This window comes from Hyphomonas sp. L-53-1-40, assembly GCF_000682775.1.
Taxonomy (GTDB): Bacteria; Pseudomonadota; Alphaproteobacteria; order Caulobacterales; family Hyphomonadaceae; genus Hyphomonas.
This window is the reverse complement of the sequence record NZ_AWFI01000020.1, coordinates 32,445-50,446: the sequence shown is the minus strand read 5'-3', so window position 1 is coordinate 50,446 and position 18,002 is coordinate 32,445. Positions and strand designations below refer to the sequence as shown.

Here is an 18,002-nt window from a genome sequence, read left to right as displayed (position 1 = left end):
GGCTCGTTGAAGGCCTGACTCGCGCCAAACAAGAAACGCGAGAGGGAATGTATCATGACGCACGAACTGGTGTTGCGCGGGGGGACCATAATCGACGGAACGGGCGGCGAGAGCTTCGACGGTGACGTAGCCGTTTCAAATGGAATGATTACGGAAGTTGGCAAAGTAACTGGCCGCGGCATCGAGGAAATCGACGCGCGCGGAAAAATCGTGACGCCCGGCTTTGTCGATGTCCACACACATTATGATGGTCAGGCAACCTGGACCGGATCAATCAGCCCATCCTCCCTGCATGGAGTCACGACAGTGGTGATGGGAAATTGCGGCGTCGGATTCGCCCCGTGCAAGCCAGAAGATCATGATCGACTCATTCGTCTGATGGAAGGCGTTGAGGACATCCCCTTCCCCGTCTTGGCCGAAGGCCTGCCTTGGAACTGGGAGAGCTTTCCCGACTATCTCGACAGCCTGTCGAATGGACAATTCGACGCTGACATCTGTGCGCAGCTGCCTCATGCGGCCCTGCGGGTCTATGTGATGGGCGAACGCGGCGCCAATCGGGAGCCGGCCACTGAGGACGACATCCGCCAGATGCGGGCTTTGGCAACCGAGGCTATCCGCGCAGGCGCGATCGGTTTTTCGACCTCCCGCACACTGAACCACCGTACCAGCGACGGTCAGCCTACGCCCACCCTCACGGCAAGCGAAGCCGAACTCACAGGCATCGCGCAAGGCGTGGCAGACGCCGGGCGCGGCGTGCTGCAATTCGTGTCGGATTTTGATGATCCGGAAAAAGAGGCAGCCATGCTTCGCCGGATTGTTGAAGCAACTGGTCGGCCCTTGTCGGTGTCTCTGGCCCAGGCCGATGTCGCCCCGAATGGCTGGCGACAATTGCTGACGGCTATTGAACAGGCCGTCGAGGACGGTCTTCCAATGCGGGCTCAGGTTGCGCCGCGACCGGTCGGCGTCTTGCTGGGGTTCGAGCTGACGCTGAATCCCTTCAGCGCCTACCCTGTCTATCGTGAAATCGCACATCTGCCGTTCGAGGAACGGATCGATTTGCTGCGTACAACAGATTTCCGAAAGCACCTGCTCGCAGACGCGCCCGACACGAACAATCCCTTCTTGAAGGTGATGTTGCGCAGCTTCGGCAAGATTTTCCAGCTCAATGCACCCGTCAATTACGAGCCGACCCAGGACCATACGCTGGAGGCTATCGCTGCCCGGAGAAGTGTATCACCCGAAGAGGCCGCGCTCGACCTCATGTTGGAACGCGATGGGCGCGGCATGCTCTACCTGCCATTTCTGAACTACGCGACAGGCTCGCTCGACCCCTCATATGACATGATGCTCAGCCCGGCCACACTGCCGGGTCTGTCTGACGGCGGAGCGCATGTTGGCATGATCTGCGATGGGTCATTCACAACGACAATGCTGACCCATTGGGTCCGCGACCGTACGCGCGGACCGCGTATTCCCATTGAGCATATCGTACGGCGCCAGGCTCGTTCAACAGCCGAATGGATCGGCTTGCATGATCGCGGCCTGATCGCGCCTGGCTACCGGGCGGACCTGAATGTGATTGATCTGGCGAAGTTGACGCTGCACCTGCCAGAGGTGATCCACGATTTGCCCGCTGGCGGGCGTCGCCTGATGCAAAGGGCGTCTGGCTATACGGCCACGATCCTGAAGGGCCGGATCACCCATCGGGATGGCGACCCAACCGGCGCGCGGCCCGGTCGTCTGGTACGGGGTCCACAGCAAACGGCGATATCGGCCATTGCAGCAGAATAGCGCTGTTGTAAAGGCTACTTGACACTGTAAAGCTCGCTTGTCATATTGTCATGGTAACTTGACACACACAGGAGCTCTGACAATGTCCAGCACACGTGGTTTCCGCGCAGCAAACAGGCGATACAAATATCTCTTTTGGCCGCTTATGGCTGTCTATGTGGCGGTGATAATCGGCGCGAAACTGTTCATTGATGATGAGGTAGCACCCGCCTGGTTGAATGTGGCAGGCGCCCTGGCCGCGACCTTGCCCGTGGTCGGAACTTTGTATGCTATTCGCCGTCAGACTGATGAAACAGACGAGTATACCCGAATGAACCAGCTGCTGGCGCTGAGAGATGGTGGCATGGTGACTGCCAGCATCGCATTCCTGATCGGCTTTTTGCAGATCTTCAACGTGGTGGGAGCGATTGATGTCTTCTGGTTCGGCGCCTTGTTCTTTTTTGCATTCGGCTTGGCAAGCCTGAAACATTGTATCGGTCGGACAGTCTGAGCTGCGATGAAAAATAGTATTCGCGCACTCAGAGCCGAGAAGGGGTGGAGTCAGGCGGTGCTGGCAGACCGGCTGGATGTATCCAGACAATCCGTCAACGCCATCGAAACAGGCAAGTACGATCCATCCCTACCCCTGGCCTTTGCAATCGCCCGTCTTTTCGAACGCCGCATCGAGGACATCTTCGATGATGAGCCGGAGCCATGTCCGCGCGAACCCGGTGATCAGTCCTGAACACCCACCAATGCCTTTGAGAAGGCCTCCGCACTGAACGGACGAAGGTCCTCTGCCTTCTCACCAATACCGATGAAGTGAATTGGCAAATCGTAGGCTTCGGCAATGGCCACGAGCACACCTCCCTTGGCTGTTCCGTCCAGCTTTGTCATGACAAGACCGGTCACACCCGCCGTATTCTTGAACGCCTCGACCTGTGACAATGCATTCTGGCCCACCGTCGCATCCAGCACGAGAATGACATCATGGGGCGCGCTCGGGTCGAGCTTGCGCACAACACGGACAACTTTTTCCAGCTCGGCCATGAGCTCGGCCTTGTTTTGCAGGCGCCCGGCGGTGTCGACCAGCACAAGGTCAAGATCGTCAGCCTTCGCCTTTTCCATCGCCTCGTATACAAGTCCGGCCGCATCCGCGCCGGTCGGTTTGGACATGACCGGAATTCCGGCCCGGTCGCCCCAGACGGTCAATTGCTCGATCGCCGCTGCCCGGAACGTGTCGCCTGCAACGAGTAGCGCCTTTGCCCCCTGTTCGGTCAGCTTGGATGCGATCTTGCCGATTGTGGTCGTTTTACCGGAGCCGTTGACCCCGACGAACAGGACAATGCGCGGACGCGGACCGTCTGAGAAGTCCACGATCTTTTCGCGCGGCTTGAGAACATCCGTGATTTCATTCGCGAGCGCATGACGTATTTCGTCTTCACTGATTTCCTTGTCAAAGCGCTCCTTGGCAAGATTACCCGTCACGCGCATGGCAACCTTTGCGCCCAGGTCCGATGTGATCAGAAGGTCTTCGAGTTCTTCAAGCGTCTCATCATCAAGTTTCCGCCGGCCGAAGACCGCGAGGCCAGAGGTCAATCGCGCCGAAGACCGGGACAGGCCAGATCCGAGCTTGGCCACGAACCCCGGATCGTTGGCTTCCGCTTCCATGGCCGCCCGCGCAGCAGCTTCGCGCTCAGCGCGCATACGTTCGGCTTCGCGCCGATCTTCGAGCAGTTTGAGTTCAGCGGCGGCCTTGGCTTGGGCAGCTTCGCGTTCTTCCTTGGCCTTGCGGACACGTTCGGCTTCTTCCGCAAGACGCGCGGCCTCCGCATCATCGGCACGCGCCTGAGCGGCGGCACGATCCTCATCAGCTCTACGGACTTCCTCATCCAGCCGCTTTGCTTCTGCGGCCGCTTCCTCAGCTTCCCGCGCCTGACGTTCTTCCCACGCCTTGTTGGCTTCAGCGACCTTGCGTTCGATCTCTTCCTGTTCGGCAACCTTGCGCGCGGCCTCTGCCTCTTGCGCAGCAATTTCTTCGGCAGAAAGCTCGGGCGACTCCATCGCCGCGCCGGCCGCTTTCAGCTCTTCTTCTTTTTTCTTTTTTCCGAACCAAAGGATCATGCGGTCAGCGCTCCGATCAGCTGTTTTCCATCCTGCCGGACTATACGTGCGCGTACCGGGCGTCCAGCTTCGCCCGGATCACTCTCGAACTGCACAGGGGTGAAGTCCGGCAGACGTGCAGAGTTCCCGCGCTCGACCAGCGCCTCAACGGTCTGGCCGTCATATTTTCTGAGATGCTGCTCCAACGCGGTCGCCCCGACGTCTCTCAGACGCGCGGCGCGGTCTTTCACCATTGCCTTGTCGAGTTGCGGCATGCGCGCAGCCGGGGTGCCGGGACGGGGCGAATATGGAAAGACGTGCAGGAAAGACAAGCCGCACTCTTCCACAAGCCGGGCCGAATTCTCAAAATGGGCTTCGGTCTCAGTCGGGAAACCGGCAATGATGTCCGCGCCAAAAGCAATGTCAGGTCGGACAGCGCGGAGACGGTCTGTCAGCGCGATAGCATCGGCGCGCAGATGCCGCCGTTTCATTCGCTTCAGGATCAAATCGTCTCCGTGCTGAAGGGACAGATGCATGAAAGGCGCAAGTCGAGGTTCCGCCATGGTCTCCATCAAGGCATCATCTATCTCGATGGCGTCGATGGAGGAAATGCGTAACTGCTTCAGCTCCGGCACCAGTTTCAAGATGCGTTGGATAAGATTGCCGAGTTCCGGCGCGCCGGGCAAATCAGCACCCCAACTGGTCAAATCCACGCCAGTCAGCACAACTTCATAATGGCCGGTCTCGACGAGGCGTCGAACCTGATTGACCACCTCCCCTGCCGGGACAGACCGGGAATTCCCACGGCCATAAGGAATAATGCAGAACGTGCAGCGATGGTCACATCCATTTTGGACCTGGACATAAGCGCGGGCGCGACCTTCCATGCCATCAATCAGGTGTGCAGCGGTTTCCCGCACTGACATGATGTCATTCACGCGGACCTTTTCGTGTCCGCCCAGCAATTCGGCTGGCCGCCAGGTTTCCGCCTGCATCTTTTCATGATTGCCGATGACGCGCGTGACTTCCGGCATCTTTGCGAACATGTCCGGATCGATCTGCGCCGCACACCCCGTCACGAGGATCGGTGCATCCGGATTGTCCTTTGCTGCCCGCCGAATGGTCTGGCGCGCGCTGCGGACGGCCTCGGACGTGACCGCACATGTATTGATGATCACGGCATCATTCAGGCCAGCATCGGTCGCATGCCCGCGCATCACCTCGGATTCATAGGTGTTCAGGCGGCATCCGAGCGTGATCAGCTGCGGGCTGGAAGGGGATTTGGTCTCAGTCATCGCGATGTGTTGCAGCGGACATCGCGCCTAACAGAACGGGAATCAAGGTGTTCCACCAGTTAGAGGGTCGAGCAAGCGCAAAAAGTGGACTACAATTTTGTTGGATTGTGAGGAGAACCTTCATTGCTGTTCAGGGTAGCGTCCGTTTCAGATGCGCGGGCAATCGCAAGGCTTCACAGGGCCTCACGTGAAGCTGCCATGCCCTGGTTGCCTGTTATCCATTTCCCGGATGAAGAACTCGAATTCTTCCGCAATCAGGTATTGCCAGATCAAACCGTCATCGTTGCTGATAATATGGACCAATTAGCCGGGTTCGCTGCATACACGCATGGTTGGCTAAACCATCTTTATGTGGCTCCGGATGCGTGGAGAGACGGTATCGGTTCGGAATTGCTCGCCGGGTCCAAGCCGCTTCCAGCAGCCTGCAACTCTGGACGTTCCAAGGCAATACTACCGCACGCAGGTTTTATGCGCGGTTCCGGTTCCAGGAAGTCGAATTCACAGATGGTCGCCGGAACGAAGAGAAAATGCCTGATGTGCGGATGGTCTGGCGTCAGACTTGATGACCTCAGATCTCGGTCTCGAATTCCAGCTCCACGGGCCCGGTCATGTAGACCCGGTCATCGGATTCCTGCCAGTCGATGATGAGCGTGCCACCATCGAGAATGAGGTTGGCGCGGCGGTCGGTGAGCTTTGCCCGTGCCGCGCAAACCAATGCCGCGCACGCGCCGGTGCCACACGCCTTGGTCAGGCCGGCCCCCCGCTCCCAGACGCGAAGGCGAATGTTCTGCCGGTCAATGACCTGCGCGAACCCGACATTCACCCCCTCAGGAAAGGTCGGATGCCATTCAACAAGCGGCCCGATGGCCGGAATGTCGTAATCGTCGATATTCTTCACGAAAAACACGGCGTGCGGATTGCCCATCGAGACCACTGCCGGACGGGAGAGCCAGGGATTGTCGATCGGTCCGACTTTCACATCAACGCCGCGAACGTCCATTTTCTCGGAAAGCGGAATGTCTTCCCACCCCATCAGGGGCGAACCCATGTCGACGGTTATCTGGCCATCCTCTGCGGCAAATGCTTTCAGAACATCCGCTTCGGTCTGGATGGACACCCGATCCTTGCCGGTTTCAGCCAGTAACAGTTTGCCTACACAACGGGAGGCGTTGCCACAGGCAAAGACTTCGCTGCCATCGGCGTTCCAGATGCGCATGAATACGTCGCGCGCGACATCACGCTCCAGCGCAATGATCTGATCGGCTTTTAGGTCTTCGGCAATCTGGCGCACCTGGACGGTGCTCGGCACGAACGCAGTCGAGCGGGCGTCGAATATGGCAAACGCGTTGCCAGCACCATTCATCTTCCAGACTTTCATTCGCCTGCCCTTAAAGGGTTTCCCCCGTCCCGAAAAGCGGAACTTCGTCAGATATTTCGCGCGTCTATTTGGGCAGCCCGAAGGACACAATCCATCCAGCGACCTGGATGACCAGCGCTGCCACCAGCCCCGCCCCGACAAAGGGATGCGACACGAAGATGGCGAGCGCCACAATGCCCAGACACGCATAGTCGACAATATCGCTCGACATCAGCCATCCCTGAGGTTGCCGGAAGCGCCGCACATCAAAGAGTGTGACCGTGCGCCAGACGCGGCCCATGTCGGGCGGGCCAAAGGCTTCCTGTAGCTTCTTGGGATCCCGGATACCGGTCATCTCCGCAAGATCGGCCACGGTCGCCTCGCCAAGCGCGACATTCCGCTTGCGAGCGGACGTGCCGATCAGGCTGACAATTGCCGACAGCACCACCGCAATTGCGATGGCGAACAGCGTGAAATCATCGAAAGGCCCATACCCGCTCATGCCGCATCACATAGGGAGCGCGCGCCGAAACAGAAGCGCCTTACCGCTTGCATGGAATGGCGGCCCAATAGTCGAAGTCGAGCAGAACACCATCGGCATACTTCCCGTCCTCGCCCTTATAGGCGAACACGCCCGGGTCCTGGTCCTTCACTGCCACGAGGCGCAAGCGCAATGCGCCAACCTTGTCGGACAGCTCAGCTTTCTCAAGCACTTCGCTCCACGCATAGATCGTGTCACCGGCAAATAGCGGACTGACATGGCTGCCGGCATTGATCGCCAGCACATGCCCCGCATTGGCGAGGCCGTTGAACGACAGCGACCGGGCGATGGAAATTACCACACCGCCATAGATCAGGCGCTTGCCGAACCGGCTGGATTTCTGGCCATGCGCATCGAAATGAACCTTGGCGGTGTTCTGGTAGAGGCGTGTCGCAATCTGGTGCTCCGCCTCTTCCACGGTCATGCCGTCGACATGATTGATCTTCTCGCCAACCGCATAGTCTTCGAACATGTATTCGCTGCCGGCGAGGGATGTGTCCCAAGCCTCCATGGAAGCAAATCCGGACAATTCGGCCCCGGGCACACTCTTCGGCAGGTCGGGGATCACCACGTCTGGCGCGGGTGAGTTGGCATCCCGCTTGTTGACCATGACCCAGCGCACAAAGGACATGACTTCTTCGCCGCGCTGATTGGTGCCGCGCGTGCGCACCCAGACGACGCCGGTCTTGCCATTGGAGTTTTCTTTGACGCCGATCACTTCCGAAACCGTGTTCAGCGTATCGCCTGGCAGGACGGGTTGAGAGAAGCGACCATCGGCATAGCCAAGGTTTGCCACCGCATTCAACGAAACATCCGGCACGGACTTGCCGAACACGACATGGAAAGCGTGTAGCGGATCAATCGTGAGGCCGGGATAGCCGGCGGCTTTGGCGAATTCAGATGAGGAATACTGGACAAACCGGCCGCCGGTCAGCGCGCGATAGAGGGCGATGTCGCCTTCAGTCAGCGTCTGCGGCGTCGCATGCGCGAGGGGCATGCCCACGAAAAAATCTTCGAAGAAATGGCCGGGATTGGATTTCGATGTGCTGGTCATGCGCCCCTCAGATGAAAAAAAGGGGCAAGACTTCCCGGCGTCAGGCCTGGATTTGCCCCATATACAGATCAGCCAGCACCTGACCGTCACTGGGCGAGGAAATCAAGGCGGGTGAGACGAAGGGCAGCAGGAAAAGTGCGATGATCGCGGCCCCCAACAGGCCAGCCATCATTTGCTGCTCACGGTTCTCGGAGAACTCATCGAGCATGCGTGGTCCCGCCAACATGTACGGCACCCCAAGAGTGCAAAATGCAGAAAAGGCGATCAACACCGCCGCAAGAGTCATGAACACGATCATGTCCACAACCTTGCCATGCAGATATTGAATCTTCGCGTGAGAGATCGATGAAATTTCATCGATCTCCCCGCAATATCAGCCGTGTAATACTATTTCAGCTCGAGCAGTTTCTCGATCGGACGGCCCAGCACGGCCTGCTTGCCGACAATGCCGATGGGGCGCTGGATGATCTTTGGATTGGCGGCCATCGCCTGGAAGATCTCGTCATCTGTCGAAGTCGCATCGATGCCGAATTCGGCAGCATTCTTGTCACGCAAGAACTCGCGCGGCGAACTGGCACCCATCTTTTTGGCGATGTCCTTCAGCTCATCCAGGCTGAGTTGCTCGGAAGCATTCATGTATTTCCGGACCTCCGGCTCGACGCCGTTCTCCTGCAACAAGGCGAGCCCCTTGCGCGACGTGCTGCAGCCGGAATGGTGAAGGAGAGTGTAGGTCATGCGTATTCCTGAATGTGTTGGTTTACCATATGAATGCCCGAGAGCATTGAGGATCAGCTCTCAAAAGCCCGGATGGCTTCATCCATGGCGACCGTCCGGCGGGCTTCGTCGAGATGGAGCAATTCGGTCATCTTGCCGTTTACCTTCAACACGCCCTTGCCGGCATTCTGAGGGTCTGCGAACGCTTCGATCACGGCCTGTGCATGTTCCACATCATGCGGGCTCGGCGCGAAGACGCGGTTGGCCGTGTCGAGCTGTGAGGGATGGATCAGCGTCTTGCCGTCGAAGCCGAGGTCACGCCCCTGTTCACACTCGTCGATCAGGCCCTGCTCGTTCTTGATGTCATTGTAGACGCCATCAATCGCGACGATGTTGTAGGCGCGGGCCGCAGCCATGCTAATGCCCAGAGCCGTCTGGAAAGCCAGCCGGTCCGGCGTCATCCGCGCGCGGTATTCCTTGGCGAGATCGTTCGTTCCCATCACGAACGTCGTCATACGGGTGCGGCCAACGGCTTCGGCAATGTCCTGGATGTTCAGGATCGCCTTGGGCATCTCGATCATCACCCAAAGCCCCATCTCGGCCGGGGCGCCGGCGCGGCTCATCGCGTCGTCGAGACGATCAATGTCGCTGCCATCAATCACTTTGGGTGCAAGCAGCGCATGTGCGCCCGCTTCAACCGCCATCTTGAGGTCGGCTTGGCCCCATTCGGTATCCAGCCCGTTCATCCGGACCACGATTTCACGGTGGCCATAACCCCCTGCGGTCACGGCCGCGCGGATCGTATCACGCGCGGTCTCCTTGGCTTCCGGCGCCACGGCATCTTCCAGGTCCATGATGACCGTGTCCGCGGGTAGCGTTTTCGCCTTTTCCAAGGCGCGCTCATTGGCGCCGGGCATGTAGAGGCAGGATCGGCGGGGACGGTGGACGTGGGACATATGTGACAACTCCTTGACCTGAACTGTCCATTTGATGCGTGATTGCGAGCCGAATACTCGTCCCGCACTGCACCGAGATGGATCAATGATGTTTCGCCTGCTCTTACTGGCTCAAATCTTCCTGTTTTGCGAGCCTGCCTTTGCGAAACCCATTACGCTGATCGAGTTTCGCAACCAATTCCTCATACGCGAATTCCAGTCCGTCAAAATCGGGTATATCGACACGCACCCCACAATGTCCGCAGCGATGGACAAACAGGGGTTCGAGGCCGTGCTTCGGGAGTGCTCCCAGATCGACGGCACCTGCCAGACGGCCCGCTTTACGGCCTGCCGGGACCTGCCTGGTTATTCGCGACTGGAAACGCTGGAACTTGCCAATCAGATGAATGAGGGCTTCAACCCCGGAACCGCCTACGCGAAAAAGGGTCCTTCTCCGAGTGGGATATGCGTGAGATTCCACGTCTCCTTTAGGGGAGAGGATCAGTTCGGCCTCAGGCAGATCTTCGAATGGCAGCAGGCGCTCGAGGATTTTACAGCCTCCGTCGACAGCGACCTCACCAGCCGTGTTGCCGCCGATGTGCGGGCCTTGGTTCAGCCGTAACGCTTGTCGGCCAGTTCGGTTTATGCGAGCCAACACCGATGACTGATACAACATCTGACAGCTGGCCAATGGCCGGACATGCCGACAGCGGATTCGAATCTGTTCGCCGCGTCTTCGAAAAAAACTTCGAGAATGGCGAGGAGCTCGGCGCCGGATTCGCCGTCATCAAGGACGGCAAGGTCGTCGTGAACCTGGTCGGCGGCTGGGCTGACCGGAAGAAGGAACACCCATGGTCAGACACCACCCTCGTCCCGGTCTATTCGACCACCAAAGGTATCGCAGCCATCGTCCTGGCCCATCTGGTGGAGCGCCTGCCGGGCGGCTTTGAGACGCCCGTGGCCGATGTATGGCCCGAATTTGCAGCCAATGGAAAAGACGCGGTCACAATTGCCGAAGTTGCGAGTCACCAAGCCGGCCTGCCCGGCTTTCCAGAAGAGATTGACCCTGAGCTCTGGCTCGACCCGCCTGCCTGCGCCGCTGCCTTGGCAGAATTGGCTCCGATGTGGCCGCCCGGCAGCGCGCATGGCTACCATCCCCTGAGCTGGGGTTATCTCGTCGGTGAGATTGCCCGGCGTATCAGCGGCGAGTCGCTCGGTACCACGCTGAATTCCCTGTTCCCCAAAGTCGACTTCATGATCGGCACACCCGCCAGTGAACATGATCGCTGTGCCGACATCCAGCGCCCGCGCGAACTGGCTGAACTTGGAGAGATTACCCCGCCGCGACGCGCAGCATTTGTCAGCAAATGGGCAGCCCCAAATCGCGGTGGAGCCATTTGGCGCGAGATCGAAATCCCATCGGCAAACGGCCACGGAACAGCGCTGGCGGTCGCGCAACTCTATGAGACTTACACGACCGATGGCGATGGTGTCATGAGCGACGTCACTTTCGAAGCACTCAGCACGGCGCGAACGCATGGACCGGATCTTGTTCTGCCCATGATCACCAGCTTCGGCGCTGGCATCATGCTCAACACCCACGGCATGTTCGGACCCGAACCGACCACGCTCGGCCATTGTGGCTGGGGGGGCTCTATGGCAATCGCCGATCAGCGCAATGGTTTGACTTGCGCCTATGTCATGAACAAGCAATCCAATATTCTCGTGGGTGACCCGCGTGCCGTACGACTGGTTGAAGCGGTCTATGACTGCCTCTGATCCATGCTGAGCCATATTGACTGGGCCGCGTTCCTGATTGCCATGGCGGCAGTGGAATTGACGCCCGGCCCCAATATGGGATGGCTCGCCGCGCTGTCGGCGCAGCAGGGCCGCACAGCGGGAATGCGCGCTGTCGCAGGCATAACATTGGGGCTGGCGGCCCAATTGGTGGCTGCGGCCACGGGCCTGTCGGCTCTGCTCGCAGGAATGCCGATGCTTTACGACACGCTCCGGTGGGCAGGCGTCGCATTCATGGTCTACCTCGCCGTTGAGGCTTGGCGGGATACCGGATCGGTCTCACCACTCAATCGAAACAAGGCGGCGGGCTTCTGGCGGGGTCTGGTTGCGAATTTGTTGAACCCCAAAGCGCTTGTGTTCTATCTCGTTGTCGTTGGGCAGTTCGCGAGTGACACTGCGGGACCAATCTGGTTGCAGATTGTTGCACTGGGCATCATCCATTTGGTGGTCGCGACGACAATCCATACGAGTATTGTACTGGCCGGGTCCCGTTTTGGCCAAAAATTGGAAGCTTATCGGACCGCTCCCCTCCTGCGCGGCACCTTTGCCATCATGCTGCTTGGAATCGCTGTGTGGATCGCCGTTTCGACCGGACGCTCAGTCCCCTGACTGGCACACGCCTTGCGAAGGTGAAATCGGAGGCAACTCCGATCATGCAAAACATCCTTATGCTCCGGTCGTTTACCACGCCGGAGCATTTTTTTATCAGACCACTCTTGCCGATCGCGCGAGACGTCGCGCCTTGGCTTCGCCCATCACACTGTCGGCTGTGAAGATGGCCAGCGCAGTCCAGATGAAGCCGAACGCGGTCGCATGGGTCCAGCCGAACGGTTCGCGGAACACCAGAACCGCGATCAGGAACTGCAGGGTCGGCCCGATATATTGCATCATGCCAATGGTCGAGAGCTTCAGGCGACGTGCTGACAAGGCAAACAAGATTAAAGGAATGGAGGTGATCGGCCCGGCTGCCACAAGCAGCGCCACATCCCATCCACCACCCCCGAACACGCGCGAACCTGCTTGTTGGGATATCCAGACCAGCCATGCCAGCGCCAGAGGTGCCAGCAGCAGGACCTCCATTAGGAAACCCGCACGGCTGTCGACCGCTACCTGCTTCCGGATTAAGGAATACGAGGCGAAAGTCATGCACAGGAACAAGGCGACCCACGGCACCTGTCCGTAGGCGAAGGTCATGATGCCAACGCCAATCGTGGCGATGCCGACCGCCAGCCACTGCGCAGCGCGCAAGCGCTCCGAAAAGAAGATCATCCCGAACAGGACGTTTACCAGCGGATTGATGTAATAGCCCAGCGAGGCTTCCATCGTCCTGTCCGCATTGATTGCCCAGATATAGCAGCCCCAATTCGCCCCTATCAGAGCGCCCGACAGGGCGAGCCACTTCAACTTGTCCCATTTCAGAGCGTTCCGGACATCCCGCCAGTTCGCGGCAATCGCAATGAAGATCAGCGCAGTCGGTATCGACCAGACCACGCGATGTGCCAGCAGATCCGCCGCACTGATGTGCTGCATCAGCCGGATGTAGAGCGGCAGGCTCCCCCAGATAAAAAAGGCCCCCAGGCCAGCAAAGAATCCGAGGCGAGTTTCAGTGTTCATGGCCCAGCGCGTAGCACTGAGCCATGAGGCAACGCCACCCAATTATTGCTGCGAAGCATTTCAGTTTGTCGAAACGGGCTTTTTTTCTGGCTTCAGGACGCCGCGATTGAGGAGTTCTTCGGCAATCTGGATTGCGTTGAGGGCGGCGCCTTTGCGCAGATTGTCGGAGACACACCAGAAGGCGATGCCATTTTCGACCGTCGGGTCCTTGCGGACGCGGGAGATATAGGTTGCCCATTCGCCGACGCATTCCTTCGGCGTGATGTAGAGCTCTTCTTCCGGATCGTCGACCAGCATGATGCCCGGGCTCTCGCGCAGGATTTCCTTGGCTTTCTTGGCGCTCAAGGGGCCGGCCAATTCGACGTTTACGGCTTCGGAATGGCCGACAAAGACCGGCACACGCACACAGGTCGCAACCAGTTCGATGGACTCGTCGAGGATCTTCTTGGTCTCGACGCGCATCTTCCACTCTTCCTTGGTGAAGCCATCTTCCATGAAGACGTCGATCTGAGGGATGACGTTGAAGGCAATTTCCTTCTGGAAGACTTCCGGGGTCGGCTCGTCATTGACGAACACGCCGCGTGTCTGGTTCCAGAGCTCGTCCATCGCCTCCTTGCCGGCGCCGGATACGGACTGGTAAGTCGAGCAGACAACGCGGGTGATGCCGACGGCATCATGCAGCGGCTTCAGCGCCACAACGAGCTGCGCAGTCGAGCAGTTCGGATTTGCGATGATCATCTTCTTTTCGTAACCCATCACGGCTTCGCCGTTACACTCTGGCACGACGAGCGGCACATCCGGATCCATCCGCCATGCGGACGAGTTGTCGATCGTGATCGCGCCCGCTTTGGCAATTTTCGGTGCCCATTCCTTGGCAGTGGAGCCACCGGCTGACATCAGGACGAGGTCAACCTGTGTGAAGTCGAATTGTTCAATATCGTGGCATTTCAGCGTGCGGTCGCCATAGGACACTTCCTTGCCGAGCGACCGGCGGGAAGCAACGGCAAAGACTTCGTCGGCTGGGAACATGCGTTCTTCCAGAATGTTCAGCAGTTCGCGTCCGACATTACCTGTTGCGCCGACGACTGCGATCCGAGTGGCCATGATATTTCTACTCCTGATATTGAACCGGGCTTATGACGCATCTTCGACGCCATTTAAAGCCTGTTGCCAACGTCTCGCTGCTGAGGCAGACCGGATTGAACCCGGAACTGGGAGCCGCCCTCGTGCTTGATGACGTAATCAACCGCTACCTTGCCTGTTACAATGCCCGTGATATCGACGGAATGCTCGATTGCGTGACGGAAGACGTGGTGTTCGAAAACATCTCCAATACGGGGCAGTCCATGCGTCTAGATGGCCGGGACATGATGCGGCAGGTCGCGGAATTGTCCGGCAATGCCTTCTCGTATCGCCGCCAGCGGCTGGTCAACATTGTGAGTGGAGGCGGCAAAGCTGCGGCCGAGATCGAATTTGAAGGCAAGGCCGCCGTAGACCTGCCCAATGGCATCAAGTCCGGCGAGACGGTAAAAGTACGCGGCGCGAGCTTTTTCGAGTTTCGCGGCAACCTGCTCTGCCGCATAGCGGATTACAGCTGATCTTCATGCAACAAGCCGCAGACTTCCTGGATGAATCGCTGGCCCTGTCCGAGTTGATCGCACCCCTGTCCGATACGGACTATCTGCAGGGAACCGCATTCAAGGGCTGGACCATCGACATGGTTCTCCGCCACCTGCATTTCTGGAACACTGCAGCCCTCCTGTCGGTAAAAGACGAGGCTGCATTTCGAGCCCTTGTATCCGGCCTGACAGACGCGCTGCGCGAAGGCGTACTTACAGATCATGAAGATGCGTATTTCGAGGGCCTGTCAGGCCGCGCCTTGCGGGAGGACTGGCTGGCCATGGCAGACCGCACTGCAGATGTCTTCGCTCTAACCGATCCATCGCAGCGCCTGCAATGGGTGGGCCCAAGCATGAGCGCGCGGTCTTCGATCACGGCGCGACTTATGGAAACCTGGGCGCATGGTCAGGAAGTCTATGACCAGCTAGGCGTCGTCCGTGAGAATAGCGACCGTATCCGCAATATCGTGGTGCTGGGCGTGAACACCTATGGGTGGACTTTTGCCAACCGGAAACTCCCGGCTCCAGGGCCAATGCCCTTCCTGTCCCTTACCGCGCCGTCCGGCGAAATCTGGACGTATGGCGAAGAACAAGATGATGAGCGTATTGCAGGCCGCGCAGAAGAATTCTGCCAAGTCGTAACGCAGGTACGCAACGTGGCGGACACAAGTCTTTCCGTATCCGGAAAGACTGCTCAATCCTGGATGGCACAAGCGCAGTGCTTTGCGGGCCCTCCGCAGCCGCCACCAGCGGTCGGGACACGGAAGACGCGCACGGCCTAGAGCGCTGCGATAATTGCATCCGTCATCTGGTGAGTCTTGAGCTCTCCCCCAAGATCTCGCGTACGGGCGCCATCTTCCAAAGCCTTGCCCACTGCTGCGAACAGCCTGTCGGCGATTTTTTCACGCCCCAGAGACCAGCGGAGGGCCATTTCGAGCGACAGAATGGCTGCACACGGATTTGCGATACCCTGTCCCGCAATGTCCGGCGCCGAACCGTGCACCGGCTCATAGAGGCCCGGCGTACCATCCGCCCCAAGGGACGCTGAGGGCAGCATTCCGATGGACCCGGTCAGCATGGCGGCTTCGTCAGAGAGAATATCCCCGAACAGATTACCGGCAAGAATCACATCGAACTGTTTCGGCGCTCGGACGAGCTCCATTGCACAAGCGTCCGCATACATGTGGCTGAGTTCGACGCCAGCGCCGAACTCGGCATGCGCCAATGTGACTTCCTGACGCCAGAACAGGCCGGTCTCCATGACGTTCGATTTTTCCACCGAACAGACACGGCCATCCCTGCCACGCGCGATTTCGAAAGCAACACGCGTAACACGTTCGACTTCCGGGTGCGTGTAGATCGACGTGTCATACCCCCGGCGCAGTCCGCCTTTCTCATCAATGCCGCGCGGCGTGCCGAAATAGACACCCCCTGTCAGCTCTCGGACGATCATGATGTCCAGGCCTTCGACCACTTCAGGCTTCAGGCTGGAGGCGCTGACCAATGCCGGGAAACAGAAAGCGGGCCGCAAGTTCGCAAAAACATCGAGGCCTTTGCGCAAAGCCAGCAGGCCAGCTTCCGGGCGCTTGTCGCGCGCCGTACCCGCCCATTTCGGCCCACCAACCGCGCCGAGCAGAACCGCATCCGATCGACGGGCCTGCTCCAGCGTATCCTCGTTCAACGGCGTCCCGTGGGCATCAAAGGATGCTCCGCCAACAAGCCCCTCTTCCAACAGGAGATCTGGAACCAGAACGTCCACCAAGCGCCGAACTTCGGCCACAACTTCTGGGCCAATCCCGTCTCCTGGCAATAACAGTAAGGTCTGTCTCACTTCCGCGCTCCACTCATGTTCAGACAAGTTTGTTTTGTGGCACCTAGTAGCCACCACAACACAACCGAGCAATACTGTCGCGTGTGGTCGGCGGCCGGGCCAGGTCGACCTGGGAAAGTTGAGCCACCCGAGAGTGGAAGGGCCTACATGCCGGGTTCGCGTGGTATGGGTGTGTAGCGGCTATCAATCTTGTCCTTGAATTCCTTGGCCTGTTCTTCGTTCCGCTCATCTATGTCGGCCCAGGTTGCCTTGTTGTTGCAAACCCGTTTTGGTAGCATCGAGCCGAACTCCTTGATGGAGCGGCACTCTCTTTCGGCGCCTTCCGCCAATGTCATTTCCTCAGACCCGGTTGAACTCGCGCAGCCCGCGAGAGAAACCATCAATCCAGCTGCAAGCACAGAACCCGCAAATTTCATCTTTATCTCCCAAAGTGTGCAATTCAGAACCGCGTCCACCACTAACGGTTGTAACCAGCGGGCGCAACGCCTTCTACGTCTCCACCAAACTAGAACGAAACCCGCTCGTGCGACTCTCAGGTCTCGGGGTCACGCTTTTCTTCGGTTGAGGCGCCCGCTTCGTCGGACGGCGAGGACTGAGCCTCTGGCAGGGTGACATTGACTTCAGGCTGCGTGCCGAATGGATCCGTATGACAGGCCGCGACAGACGCCAGCACCAATCCGCCCAGAATTGTCAGGCTCAATTTCTTCATAACCATCCTCTTCGCTTTCCGGGTCAGCTGGCCTTCTCGAGCCATGGCATGGAGACGCGTCGACGCGCTTCGAACGTGTCGATCTCGCTTGCGGCAGTCATTGAACTGCCAATCTCGTCTAGGCCTTCCATGAGGTTTGCCTTACGGCCCGCGTCCACCTCAAATGCATACACTTCGCCATCTGGTCCGGTGACGATCTGGGCCTCAAGATCCACAGTGAAGACATGGTTCGCCCCCCCCGCCTGATCGGCCAGCTTCTGGCAGACGTCGACTGGCAGGCGAACTGGCAAGATGCCATTCTTGTAGCAGTTGTTGTGGAAGATATCGGCGAAGCTCGGCGCGATCACACAAGTAATACCCTGATCCAACAGAGCCCAGGGCGCATGCTCACGCGACGAGCCACAGCCGAAGTTTTCGCCTGCAATCAGGATACTCGCCGTCGCGTATTCAGGCCGATTCAACACGAAATCGGGTCTGGGAGAGCCATCCGAGAGCGTTTTCAGATCATGAAACAGTCCTGTCGACAGACCGGTGCGTTCGGTCGTCTTCAGGAATTGCTTGGGAATGATCATGTCGGTGTCGACATTCGACATCGGCTTGCCCTTTTCGAGCAGCGGCGCAGCGGTTCCGGTGAGTTGGGTAAAGGCTTTCATGAGGCGTGTT

At 58.7% G+C, this 18,002-nt stretch carries 23 protein-coding genes; 9 read left to right on the top strand and 14 right to left on the bottom strand.

The features are described 5' to 3' along the window. Positions 1-54: 54 nt before the first annotated feature. The 3 genes from L53_RS15185 (at position 55) to L53_RS15175 (ending at position 2,515) form a co-directional block, all read left to right on the top strand. Positions 55-1,791 carry an amidohydrolase family protein gene (locus L53_RS15185; RefSeq protein WP_034817306.1) on the top strand — a complete coding sequence of 579 codons (1,737 nt, stop codon included), beginning with the start codon at positions 55-57 and terminating at the stop codon, positions 1,789-1,791. Between the two features lie 82 nt (positions 1,792-1,873). Continuing rightward, positions 1,874-2,281, top strand: a complete 408-nt coding sequence (locus L53_RS15180) for a hypothetical protein (protein ID WP_034817304.1) — start codon at positions 1,874-1,876, stop codon at positions 2,279-2,281. 6 nt (positions 2,282-2,287) lie between these two features. Next, positions 2,288-2,515, top strand: a complete 228-nt coding sequence (locus L53_RS15175) for a helix-turn-helix transcriptional regulator (protein ID WP_051608029.1) — start codon at positions 2,288-2,290, stop codon at positions 2,513-2,515. Here L53_RS15175 and ftsY read toward each other — a convergent pair. Together ftsY and mtaB are read right to left on the bottom strand one after the other, a co-directional pair. Continuing rightward, complete coding sequence (gene ftsY / locus L53_RS15170; protein ID WP_034817302.1) at positions 2,506-3,894, bottom strand: signal recognition particle-docking protein FtsY; 1,389 nt, start codon at positions 3,892-3,894, stop codon at positions 2,506-2,508. The two genes, L53_RS15175 and ftsY, sit on opposite strands and share 10 nt — an antisense overlap. Beyond that, entirely contained in the window at positions 3,891-5,168 is a 1,278-nt protein-coding gene (mtaB, locus tag L53_RS15165) for a tRNA (N(6)-L-threonylcarbamoyladenosine(37)-C(2))-methylthiotransferase MtaB (RefSeq protein WP_034817300.1), read from the bottom strand. Before mtaB ends, ftsY begins: the two co-directional genes overlap by 4 nt. Positions 5,169-5,366: 198 nt before the next feature. Here mtaB and L53_RS17800 point away from each other — a divergent pair, with 198 nt between their 5' ends. Beyond that, positions 5,367-5,813: a GNAT family N-acetyltransferase gene (locus L53_RS17800; RefSeq protein WP_084333522.1), complete on the top strand. Its 447-nt coding sequence runs from the start codon at positions 5,367-5,369 to the stop codon at positions 5,811-5,813. Here the strand turns inward: L53_RS17800 and dapF are convergent. The 6 genes from dapF to L53_RS15135 all read right to left on the bottom strand — a co-directional run bounded on the left by dapF (position 5,737) and on the right by L53_RS15135 (position 9,790). Continuing rightward, on the bottom strand, positions 5,737-6,546 hold the full coding sequence (dapF, locus tag L53_RS15160; protein ID WP_034817299.1) for a diaminopimelate epimerase: 810 nt from the start codon (positions 6,544-6,546) through the stop codon (positions 5,737-5,739). The two genes, L53_RS17800 and dapF, sit on opposite strands and share 77 nt — an antisense overlap. A 64-nt stretch (positions 6,547-6,610) precedes the next feature. Next, on the bottom strand, positions 6,611-7,027 hold the full coding sequence (locus L53_RS15155; RefSeq protein ID WP_034817298.1) for a hypothetical protein: 417 nt from the start codon (positions 7,025-7,027) through the stop codon (positions 6,611-6,613). A gap of 40 nt (positions 7,028-7,067) precedes the next feature. Next, positions 7,068-8,120: a MaoC family dehydratase gene (locus tag L53_RS15150; RefSeq protein ID WP_034817297.1), complete on the bottom strand. Its 1,053-nt coding sequence runs from the start codon at positions 8,118-8,120 to the stop codon at positions 7,068-7,070. Between the two features lie 40 nt (positions 8,121-8,160). Beyond that, positions 8,161-8,418: a hypothetical protein gene (locus tag L53_RS15145; RefSeq protein WP_034817295.1), complete on the bottom strand. Its 258-nt coding sequence runs from the start codon at positions 8,416-8,418 to the stop codon at positions 8,161-8,163. 89 nt (positions 8,419-8,507) lie between these two features. After that, a complete protein-coding gene (locus tag L53_RS15140) occupies positions 8,508-8,855 on the bottom strand; it encodes an ArsC/Spx/MgsR family protein (protein WP_034817294.1) in 348 nt (115 codons plus the stop codon). A gap of 53 nt (positions 8,856-8,908) precedes the next feature. Then, complete coding sequence (locus tag L53_RS15135) at positions 8,909-9,790, bottom strand: CoA ester lyase (protein WP_034817293.1); 882 nt, start codon at positions 9,788-9,790, stop codon at positions 8,909-8,911. An 85-nt stretch (positions 9,791-9,875) separates the two neighbouring features. On the opposite strand from L53_RS15135, the gene L53_RS15130 reads away from it, so the two are divergent. Genes L53_RS15130 through L53_RS15120 form a run of 3 tightly spaced genes read left to right on the top strand, consistent with a single transcriptional unit; the run spans position 9,876 to position 12,175 of the window. Next, positions 9,876-10,391, top strand: a complete 516-nt coding sequence (locus L53_RS15130) for a hypothetical protein (RefSeq protein WP_034817292.1) — start codon at positions 9,876-9,878, stop codon at positions 10,389-10,391. A 38-nt stretch (positions 10,392-10,429) separates the two neighbouring features. Then, positions 10,430-11,548 carry a serine hydrolase domain-containing protein gene (locus L53_RS15125; RefSeq protein WP_084333520.1) on the top strand — a complete coding sequence of 373 codons (1,119 nt, stop codon included), beginning with the start codon at positions 10,430-10,432 and terminating at the stop codon, positions 11,546-11,548. A gap of 3 nt (positions 11,549-11,551) precedes the next feature. Beyond that, on the top strand, positions 11,552-12,175 hold the full coding sequence (locus tag L53_RS15120; protein WP_051608028.1) for a LysE family translocator: 624 nt from the start codon (positions 11,552-11,554) through the stop codon (positions 12,173-12,175). 96 nt (positions 12,176-12,271) lie between these two features. On the opposite strand, the gene rarD is transcribed toward L53_RS15120, so the two are convergent. Then, positions 12,272-13,180, bottom strand: a complete 909-nt coding sequence (rarD, locus tag L53_RS15115; RefSeq protein ID WP_034817437.1) for an EamA family transporter RarD — start codon at positions 13,178-13,180, stop codon at positions 12,272-12,274. Positions 13,181-13,240: 60 nt separating this feature from the next. Further along, on the bottom strand, positions 13,241-14,284 hold the full coding sequence (locus L53_RS15110; RefSeq protein ID WP_034817290.1) for an aspartate-semialdehyde dehydrogenase: 1,044 nt from the start codon (positions 14,282-14,284) through the stop codon (positions 13,241-13,243). A gap of 122 nt (positions 14,285-14,406) precedes the next feature. Between L53_RS15110 and L53_RS15105 the strand changes: the two genes are divergently transcribed. Further along, a complete protein-coding gene (locus L53_RS15105) occupies positions 14,407-14,778 on the top strand; it encodes a nuclear transport factor 2 family protein (RefSeq protein ID WP_034817434.1) in 372 nt (123 codons plus the stop codon). A 5-nt stretch (positions 14,779-14,783) separates the two neighbouring features. Beyond that, positions 14,784-15,581, top strand: a complete 798-nt coding sequence (locus L53_RS15100; protein ID WP_034817287.1) for a TIGR03084 family metal-binding protein — start codon at positions 14,784-14,786, stop codon at positions 15,579-15,581. Here the strand turns inward: L53_RS15100 and leuB are convergent. The 4 genes from leuB to leuD all read right to left on the bottom strand — a co-directional run bounded on the left by leuB (position 15,578) and on the right by leuD (position 17,992). Beyond that, complete coding sequence (gene leuB / locus L53_RS15095; protein ID WP_034817431.1) at positions 15,578-16,630, bottom strand: 3-isopropylmalate dehydrogenase; 1,053 nt, start codon at positions 16,628-16,630, stop codon at positions 15,578-15,580. The two genes, L53_RS15100 and leuB, sit on opposite strands and share 4 nt — an antisense overlap. Positions 16,631-16,773: 143 nt before the next feature. After that, on the bottom strand, positions 16,774-17,046 hold the full coding sequence (locus L53_RS15090) for a hypothetical protein (protein WP_034817284.1): 273 nt from the start codon (positions 17,044-17,046) through the stop codon (positions 16,774-16,776). A 116-nt stretch (positions 17,047-17,162) separates the two neighbouring features. After that, on the bottom strand, positions 17,163-17,339 hold the full coding sequence (locus tag L53_RS17070) for a hypothetical protein (RefSeq protein WP_156947949.1): 177 nt from the start codon (positions 17,337-17,339) through the stop codon (positions 17,163-17,165). A 23-nt stretch (positions 17,340-17,362) separates the two neighbouring features. Further along, entirely contained in the window at positions 17,363-17,992 is a 630-nt protein-coding gene (gene leuD / locus L53_RS15085) for a 3-isopropylmalate dehydratase small subunit (protein WP_034817281.1), read from the bottom strand. Positions 17,993-18,002: the final 10 nt, after the last annotated feature.

Coding starts and splice junctions, on each gene's coding strand:
- L53_RS15175 (WP_051608029.1), top strand. CDS start 2,288: ATGAAAAATAGTATTCGCGCACTCAGAGCCGAGAAGGGGTGGAGTCAG.
- dapF (WP_034817299.1), bottom strand. CDS start 6,546: ATGAAAGTCTGGAAGATGAATGGTGCTGGCAACGCGTTTGCCATATTC.
- mtaB (WP_034817300.1), bottom strand. CDS start 5,168: ATGACTGAGACCAAATCCCCTTCCAGCCCGCAGCTGATCACGCTCGGA.
- L53_RS15110 (WP_034817290.1), bottom strand. CDS start 14,284: ATGGCCACTCGGATCGCAGTCGTCGGCGCAACAGGTAATGTCGGACGC.
- rarD (WP_034817437.1), bottom strand. CDS start 13,180: ATGAACACTGAAACTCGCCTCGGATTCTTTGCTGGCCTGGGGGCCTTT.
- L53_RS15150 (WP_034817297.1), bottom strand. CDS start 8,120: ATGACCAGCACATCGAAATCCAATCCCGGCCATTTCTTCGAAGATTTT.
- L53_RS15125 (WP_084333520.1), top strand. CDS start 10,430: ATGACTGATACAACATCTGACAGCTGGCCAATGGCCGGACATGCCGAC.
- leuD (WP_034817281.1), bottom strand. CDS start 17,992: ATGAAAGCCTTTACCCAACTCACCGGAACCGCTGCGCCGCTGCTCGAA.
- L53_RS15130 (WP_034817292.1), top strand. CDS start 9,876: ATGATGTTTCGCCTGCTCTTACTGGCTCAAATCTTCCTGTTTTGCGAG.
- L53_RS17070 (WP_156947949.1), bottom strand. CDS start 17,339: ATGAAGAAATTGAGCCTGACAATTCTGGGCGGATTGGTGCTGGCGTCT.
- L53_RS15180 (WP_034817304.1), top strand. CDS start 1,874: ATGTCCAGCACACGTGGTTTCCGCGCAGCAAACAGGCGATACAAATAT.
- L53_RS15145 (WP_034817295.1), bottom strand. CDS start 8,418: ATGATCGTGTTCATGACTCTTGCGGCGGTGTTGATCGCCTTTTCTGCA.
- ftsY (WP_034817302.1), bottom strand. CDS start 3,894: ATGATCCTTTGGTTCGGAAAAAAGAAAAAAGAAGAAGAGCTGAAAGCG.
- L53_RS15185 (WP_034817306.1), top strand. CDS start 55: ATGACGCACGAACTGGTGTTGCGCGGGGGGACCATAATCGACGGAACG.
- L53_RS15090 (WP_034817284.1), bottom strand. CDS start 17,046: ATGAAATTTGCGGGTTCTGTGCTTGCAGCTGGATTGATGGTTTCTCTC.
- L53_RS15100 (WP_034817287.1), top strand. CDS start 14,784: ATGCAACAAGCCGCAGACTTCCTGGATGAATCGCTGGCCCTGTCCGAG.
- L53_RS15135 (WP_034817293.1), bottom strand. CDS start 9,790: ATGTCCCACGTCCACCGTCCCCGCCGATCCTGCCTCTACATGCCCGGC.
- L53_RS17800 (WP_084333522.1), top strand. CDS start 5,367: ATGCCCTGGTTGCCTGTTATCCATTTCCCGGATGAAGAACTCGAATTC.
- L53_RS15120 (WP_051608028.1), top strand. CDS start 11,552: ATGCTGAGCCATATTGACTGGGCCGCGTTCCTGATTGCCATGGCGGCA.
- L53_RS15140 (WP_034817294.1), bottom strand. CDS start 8,855: ATGACCTACACTCTCCTTCACCATTCCGGCTGCAGCACGTCGCGCAAG.
- L53_RS15155 (WP_034817298.1), bottom strand. CDS start 7,027: ATGAGCGGGTATGGGCCTTTCGATGATTTCACGCTGTTCGCCATCGCA.